Origin of the sequence: Delftia sp. ZNC0008, from assembly GCF_000799035.1 — a bacterium.
In the GTDB taxonomy this organism is placed as follows: domain Bacteria; phylum Pseudomonadota; class Gammaproteobacteria; order Burkholderiales; family Burkholderiaceae_C; genus Comamonas; species Comamonas tsuruhatensis.
Window position 1 is genome coordinate 1 of sequence record NZ_JTKZ01000829.1, and the last position, 6,582, is coordinate 6,582.

General features: G+C 69.6%; 6 protein-coding genes and 1 pseudogene. 2 read left to right on the forward strand and 5 right to left on the reverse strand.

The window, feature by feature from the left end; genetic code table 11:
• Positions 1-620, forward strand: a pseudogene (locus L995_RS26630) (nitric oxide synthase); the annotation flags it as partial.
• Positions 621-755: 135 nt separating this feature from the next.
• Here L995_RS26630 and L995_RS32480 read toward each other — a convergent pair.
• From L995_RS32480 to L995_RS26655, 5 genes are all read right to left on the reverse strand, one after another.
• The gene (locus L995_RS32480; protein WP_082001640.1) at positions 756-1,916 is read right to left on the reverse strand and encodes a CMD domain-containing protein; all 1,161 of its coding nucleotides are present in this window, start codon (positions 1,914-1,916) and stop codon (positions 756-758) included.
• Between the two features lie 7 nt (positions 1,917-1,923).
• A complete protein-coding gene (locus L995_RS26640; protein ID WP_047474341.1) occupies positions 1,924-3,405 on the reverse strand; it encodes a SidA/IucD/PvdA family monooxygenase in 1,482 nt (493 codons plus the stop codon).
• 65 nt (positions 3,406-3,470) lie between these two features.
• On the reverse strand, positions 3,471-4,478 hold the full coding sequence (locus L995_RS26645) for a Bug family tripartite tricarboxylate transporter substrate binding protein (RefSeq protein ID WP_047474342.1): 1,008 nt from the start codon (positions 4,476-4,478) through the stop codon (positions 3,471-3,473).
• A 162-nt stretch (positions 4,479-4,640) separates the two neighbouring features.
• A complete protein-coding gene (locus tag L995_RS26650; RefSeq protein WP_016450353.1) occupies positions 4,641-5,030 on the reverse strand; it encodes a YXWGXW repeat-containing protein in 390 nt (129 codons plus the stop codon).
• A 182-nt stretch (positions 5,031-5,212) separates the two neighbouring features.
• Positions 5,213-5,953, reverse strand: coding sequence for a helix-turn-helix domain-containing protein (locus L995_RS26655; protein WP_012202467.1), 741 nt, complete (start codon positions 5,951-5,953; stop codon positions 5,213-5,215).
• Between the two features lie 114 nt (positions 5,954-6,067).
• On the opposite strand from L995_RS26655, the gene L995_RS26660 reads away from it, so the two are divergent.
• Positions 6,068-6,577, forward strand: coding sequence for a hypothetical protein (locus L995_RS26660; protein WP_047474344.1), 510 nt, complete (start codon positions 6,068-6,070; stop codon positions 6,575-6,577).
• The last annotated feature ends 5 nt before the right edge of the window (positions 6,578-6,582 follow it).

A 6,582-nucleotide genomic window follows, 5' to 3' on the forward strand; every position in this document is an offset into this window, starting at 1 on the left:
GGCCCCTGCTGCCGCGCAGCTACTCGGTCGCCTCGCTGCCGCAGGACGGCCATGTGCGGCTGCTGGTGCGCCAGGCACGCCATGACGGCGGCCTGGGCGTGGCGTCGGGCTGGCTGACGGCGCATGCGGCCCGGGGCACGTCCGTGGCCATGAGACTGGTGGAAAACCGCGCCTTCGAGCCGCGTGAAGAGGCAGGTGCCGAGCCCGACGCTCCGGCCATCTTCATCGGCAACGGCTCCGGCTATGCCGGCCTGCGCGGCCACCTGCTGGCGCGCATGCACGCAGGCCGCCACCGCAACTGGCTGCTGTTCGGCGAACGCCAGCGGGCCCATGACGGGTACTGCGAGGCCGAGGTCTCCAACTGGCTGGCTGCCGGCAAGCTGGAGCGTGCCGACTTCATCTATTCCCGCGACCAGGCCCGGCGCCGCTACGTGCAGGACGCCCTGCGCGAAGCCGCCGAACCCCTGCGCGACTGGATCGCCGACGGCGCCGTGCTCTACGTCTGCGGCAGCGCCGACGGCATGGCCGCAGGCGTCGATGCCGCGCTGGCCGACATCCTGGGCGCTACGGCCGTCGAAGACCTGATCGTCGAAGGCCGTTACAGAAGAGACGTGTACTGAACGTGGTGCGCATGCTGGACGCAGCGGATAAAACCGGCGCGGCCCCAAAGCAGGGGACAGCAAGCAAGGGCCGCCCCGCAGCGAGGCTGTCGTCCCCCTCCCGCGTGCGAGAGAGGGGGAAGGCGCGCAAGCGCCTCAGGGGGTGATGTACTTCTCTTTCCCGAGATTGAGCATCAACCGGTTCGCCCAGCCGAACAGCGCGGCCGAATGCAGCATGTCCAGGATTTCCTGGTCGGTGAGGCCGGCATCGCGCAGCGGCTGCAGCTGGGCAGCGCCAAAGCTGCCCGGTGAGCGCGTCAGGGCCAGCGAGGACTGGATGATGGCGCGTTCGCGCGCATTGGTGCCGGCCGTGTCCGGGTCGTCGAACATCTGGGCCATGACATCGTTGCGCTTGGCCAGCTGCTCGAAGCGCTGGGCGTGGACCGATGCGCAGTACACGCAACCGTTGGAGCGCGAGACGGCCGTGGCCGCCACCTCGCGCTCGGCGCGCGACAGGCCACCGGGCGCGTACATGATGGCGTTGAAGGCCTGCGAGCGCTCCGACAGCACGCGCGGCTGGCGGGCCAGCAGCAGGTAGAAGTCCGACGTGCGCGCCTTGGGGTGGCTCAGGTCCAGCACGGCCTGCTGCTCGGCCGTGGCCGTGGCAGGGTCGAGCACGGGCAGCCAGGACGTCCAGTCCAGCGTCTCGCTGGTGTAGCCGTTGCGGCGCAGCGGCTCGCCCGGTGGCGGCAGGTTGGCGGGGTGCACGAAGGGTGCGGCGGCGGCTTCGGCAGCCGGTGCGCTGGCCTGGCCTCCCAGCGCGACCATGGCCTGCACGCCCGCGAACAGGCGCAACTGGTAGGCGATGAAACCCACCAGCTGGGCCACCAGCACGGTGTCGTCGATGGACAGGCCGGACTCGGGCATGGCCAGCAGGGCCGCGCGGTCGCTTTCGGCCGGGTGCAGGGCCAGGGTGCGCACGAAGTGCAGGGCCGCATCCAGGCGGGCGTTGCCGGTCTGGGCGCCGGGCTGGGCCAGCACGGTGCGCAGCGCGGGCGTCAGGGCGTCGCCCAGGGACTCGGCACGCTGGCGGTATTCATCGGCCAGGGCCTGGACGCCGCTGACGCGGCATTGCTCGCTGGCCAGCACCAGGCGCTCGGCACGCGACAGGCTGTCGGCCAGGCCGTCGCCCAGCAGCAGGTCCTCGCAGGCCTGGGTGGCAATGGCCACCTTGTCGCGCTGGCGGCGCGTGGCGAAAACGGGGGACTGGGCGGTCAGGCCGGCCAGGCGGTCGATGGTGTCGTTGGCGGTGGTCATGGGTATCTCAGGTCTTGTCTGCCAGGGCCCGCACACGGGCTTCGGGGTCGGCGGGCGTCCATTCGCCGCCGTCGAGCTCGGGCTCGGAATAGGACTGCAGCTGGGCGTAGTGGTGTTCCAGGTCCTCGCGGTAGAACAGCGAGGCCAGGCCCTGGGCCAGCTTGCGCGCGCCGTCGCTGATGGCGGGGATATCACCCGACACCGTGCCGTGCGACAGCGCGGCCGGATAGCAAAAGCAGTGCACATGGTCCAGGCCGGGCAGGGCGCCGGGCGTCTTTTCCTGGAACTCGAACAGCGGGCCCAGGTCGGGCGAGTCCGACAGTTCCTGGTCCTCGGCACCCGTCTCGGGCACGAAGCGGTCGCTCCAGATGCGCACATGGGGCGCCAGGTCGGCGAACTCGGGGCGCTGGCGCCAGTCGATGGCAAAGCCGGTGGAGACGATCAGGAAGTCCAGCGTAAACACGCCGCGCGGCGTGCTCACGCGCAGCTTGTCGCCTGCCTGCTCCACCTTCTGCACGGCGCAGCCCAGGTTGAAGTGGGCGTTGGCGTGGCGCGAGACGCGCAGCGTGCTGCCGTGCGGCGGTGGCACCTGCTGCACGTTGATGTAGTGGCGTATGCGCCATTTCCAGGCGTCGGGCAGCAGGAACTGGCCGTGCGTGAGGCCGGGCGTGCCCGAGCCCTTGGATTTGTTGATGCGCGGCAGGTCGCTGCGGCGCACCAGCAGGTCCACGCTGGCGGCGCCGTTCTCCAGCGCGGTGGCCGCGCTGTCCATGGCCGACGAGCCCGCGCCCACCACGCCCACGTGCAGGCCTGCCAGGCGGCTGTAGTCGAGCACGTCGGAGGAGTGCGCCCAGCGGCTGCGGTCCACACCCTGCATGAAGGCGGGGATCTGCGGGCCGCCCAGGCCGTCGCGGCCCGTGGCCAGCACCACGCGGCGTGCCAGCCAGGTGCGCGAGGCGCCATCGGCCGTCACATCGACCTCGACCGTGCCGTCGGCCTGCGGGCGGATGGCCGTGACCTGGTGGCCGTTGCGCACGTCGCAGCGCATCACGCGGCGGTACCAGCGCAGGTAGTCCATCCACTGCAGGCGCGGGATCTTGTCCAGCGCGACCCAGGCTTCGCGGCCCCATTGGGCGATGAACCAGGCGCGGAAGGTCAGCGAGGGCAGGCCCAGCGCAGGGCCGGTCAGCTCCTTGGGCGAGCGCAGGGTTTCCATGCGCGCCGTCGTGGCCCAGGGGCCTTCGAAGTCCAGCGGGGCCTTGTCCAGCAAAACGGCCGCGATGCCCAGCTGGGACAGCGCGGCCGACAGGGCCAGGCCGGCCTGGCCGGCGCCGATGACCAGGACATCGTGCACGGGCTGGCCGTCGCGGGTGGAGGGAGGAATCCAGGCCTTGGCAGGCCAGCCCAGGGCGACGAGGTCGTCGCGCAGGCGTTCTTCAAGGGCAGCCAGGCCCGCAGGGGCCGGGGCTGCCGGTTCGGTCAGGGACATAGACTCACCAGGAACTCACGAGGAAAGGCGCGCCAGCGGGGCAGGGCCTGCGGGCGCGCGCGGCATCAATCGATGCTGATTTTCGCGTCTTTGACCACCTGTGCCCACTTCAGGCGGTCGTTGTGCACGGTTTTCTTGAACTGCTCGGGCGTCTCGATGCGGATGGCGTTGCCCTGGGACTCGAAGCGCGCACGCACCTCGGGCAGCTCCAGCACCTCGCGCACGGCCTGGCCGAGCTTGGCCACGATGGCCGGGTCCGTGCCCTTGGGCGCGAAGATGCCGAACCAGATCGAGCTGTCGAAGCCCTTGGTGCCCGTCAGGCCGCTGGAGGCGATGGTGGGCACTTCCTTGATCACTTCCACGGGCTTGGCCGTGGTCACGCCCAGCAGGCGCACCTTGCCGCTCTTGTAGTGCGGCAGCACGGTCTGGACCTGGTTCATGATGCAGCAGGTCTCGCCGCGCAGCACCGAGGTGATGGCCTCGGGGCCGCCCTTGTAGGGCACGTGGACCATGTTCAGGCCCAGGCGCGCATTGAACTCGGCAAAGGCCATGTGCGTGCCCGCGCCGTTGCCCGTGGAGGCGTAGTTGTACTTGCCGGGGTTGGCCTTGATCTCGTCCACGAACTCCTTGAGGTTCTTGACGTTGATCACGTTGGGATTGATGGTCAGCACGTTGGACACATCGATCAGCGGCGCCACCGGCACGAAGTCGGTTTCCACGTCAAACGGCAGCTTCTTGTAAAGCGCCGCATTGCTGCCGTGCGTAGCCGCCGTGCCGAAGGCCAGCGTGTAGCCGTCCGGCTTGGCGCGCGCCACGATCTCGCTGGCGATGTTGCCGGCCGCACCCGACTTGTAGTCAATGATCAGGGGCTGGCCCAGGCGCTGGGACAGCGGCTCCTGCACGCCGCGCGCGATCACGTCCACGCCCGAGCCTGCCGGGAAGCCCAGGATCATGGTCACGGGCTGGTGCGGCCACGAAGCCGCCGAATCGGCTGCCACCGCTGCGGTGGAGCCGAGGACGGCCAGGGCCGCGGCGGCGGCGGGAATCCAGGAGCGGAAAAGCGAGGGGCGCATGGTGTGCAGGGAAATCCGGTGAATCAATTCCCATATTTTCCTGAGAACTTAATGAGCCACTTTTATATGCATATGTTGGTATGAAGCCAGTGTGGGCATGGCCGCAGCGCTCAGCAAAAAGCCCGCCGATGGGGCGGGCTTCATGCCGGGCGCAAGCGCCCCTCAATGGCGGTAGGGGTTGTTGGGGCGGCGGTCATGGCGGTCCGGCACGCCGTCGCGGTCACGGTCCCAGCGGCCGGGTGCGTAGCCCCAGCGGCCACCGTGCTGCGACCACACGGGCTGGCGGTACACATAGCCGGGGCGCGCCTTGACCCAGTGGCCGGCCACCCAGGCATGGCGGTGGCCCTGCGGGCGCCAGTAGCCCGGCGCCCACACATAGCCGCGGCGCGGTGCCGGAACGGCCTCGTAGCGCATGGGGGGCGGCGCGCCGAACTGCACAGAGATGGCGGCACCCGGCGCCGCGTAGGTCACGTTGGCCTGGGCCTGCGCGGTCCCGGCCCATCCGGCCAGGGCCACGGTCGCGGCGATCAGCGGTGTGCGAAGGGAAATCATGGCGGCTCCTTGTCCTTGGTTCATCGGGCTGGAGTCCCTGTGACGGGAATCCATGACTGCATGGTGCGAGTGCTGCGTCAAGCCCGGGTTGCCGCGACGCGAAGTCTTGCAATCTTGTGTATCGCCTTGGTGAAGCCTTGTTGCCAGGCGCTGCAGCGCAGGCTGCCGTCCTGCAGCCGCCGTCAGACAGTGCCTCTTCTCAGGGCCGTGAACGCCGTGAATTCCCAGCTGCGCATGGCCAGCACCAGGGTGTAGCCCTCGCGCTGGCCCGGCGGCAGGCGCTGGTCCTGCAGGTGCTGCTGGGAAAAATCATGGGCCAGCCGCTGTATGCGTTCCACGAAGCTGGGCGCCAGATGCCGGCCGATGGAGCCGTGCACCATCAGCATGCCCTCGCCCGGCTGGTCGAAGCCGCCGCCGAAATAGTCGAGCACGGCGTTCTCGCGGAAGTACTCCATCACCGGCCCGCGCGCGCGCCAGCGGAAGGTCTTGGCCAGGCGCAGCCGGTAGCGGTTGCCGGGGCGCAGCTCGATGATGCCGATGCGGTCCAGCTGGGCCAGGTAGCGGATGCCTTCGGCCTCGGTCATGCGGTAGGTGGCCACGATCTGCTCCAGCGTCCACTGGCTGAGCACGCAGATGGCCATCAGCAGCAGCTTGCGGTCGGCGACCACGGCGTTCTCCTGCTCGGGCGTCATCTCCTGCAGCAGCGGCTGGCTGTCGGCCACGCGGCGTGCCAGGTCGGCGAAGTCCAGGCTCAGCGCGCGGCAGATGGCATCGATGCGCGACAGCGGCATGTCGCCCTTGGCCAGCATGCGCTTGACGCTGGACTCGGCCATGCCCAGGGCGCGCGCCAGGTCGGCATAGGTCATCTGGGCGGCCTTGAGTTCCTTCTTGAGGGCGATGACGAGGTCGGCAGTGGTGCTCATGGGTAGCGATTATCGATACCCGAGGTGCTGGTTTGCGCGGCGGGTGCAGAAAAACGATGCTGGAAGGGCCGATGGCTCGCCACACTCCGCGACACTTTCCACGAGGAGCAACACATGCCATCCACATTGATTTCACCGGCCGCCGCCCTGCGCGCGCTGTACTGGGGCGCCGCCTTGCTGCTGCTGGCCGCCTTGATTGGCCCTGCAGTGCCGCAGCCCCAGGACTTTCACGCGTTTGCCGACCAGCGCGCCTGGGGGCCGCTGCCCCATGCGCTGGATGTGCTCAGCAACCTGGGCTTTGCCTGGGCTGCCGTGACGGGGGCGCGCCTGCTGCTGGACCGGCGTAGCCAGGCGCTGGCGCCGGCCCTGCGCTGGCTGGCCGCGCTGTTCTTCACGGGGCTGGCGTGTTCGGCCATAGGTTCGTCCGTCTACCACTGGGCCCCCCACGATGCCACCCTGGCCGGCGACCGGCTGGGCATGTCCATGGCCTTTGCCGGCATGCTGGGGCTGGCGCTGCAATCGCGCATTGCCGACCGCGTGGCCGTGCGCGCCGCGGTGTCCATGCTGGTCGCCGCCGTGGCCTCGGTGCTGGTCTGGCTGCATGGCGGCAACCTGCTGCCCTGACGCGG

Bases quoted from the DNA above. Each gene is read 5' to 3' on its own strand.
- L995_RS26655 (WP_012202467.1), bottom strand. From the start codon at position 5,953: ATGAGCACCACTGCCGACCTCGTCATCGCCCTCAAGAAGGAACTCAAG.
- L995_RS26650 (WP_016450353.1), bottom strand. From the start codon at position 5,030: ATGATTTCCCTTCGCACACCGCTGATCGCCGCGACCGTGGCCCTGGCC.
- L995_RS26645 (WP_047474342.1), bottom strand. From the start codon at position 4,478: ATGCGCCCCTCGCTTTTCCGCTCCTGGATTCCCGCCGCCGCCGCGGCC.
- L995_RS26640 (WP_047474341.1), bottom strand. From the start codon at position 3,405: ATGTCCCTGACCGAACCGGCAGCCCCGGCCCCTGCGGGCCTGGCTGCC.
- L995_RS26660 (WP_047474344.1), top strand. From the start codon at position 6,068: ATGCCATCCACATTGATTTCACCGGCCGCCGCCCTGCGCGCGCTGTAC.
- L995_RS32480 (WP_082001640.1), bottom strand. From the start codon at position 1,916: ATGACCACCGCCAACGACACCATCGACCGCCTGGCCGGCCTGACCGCC.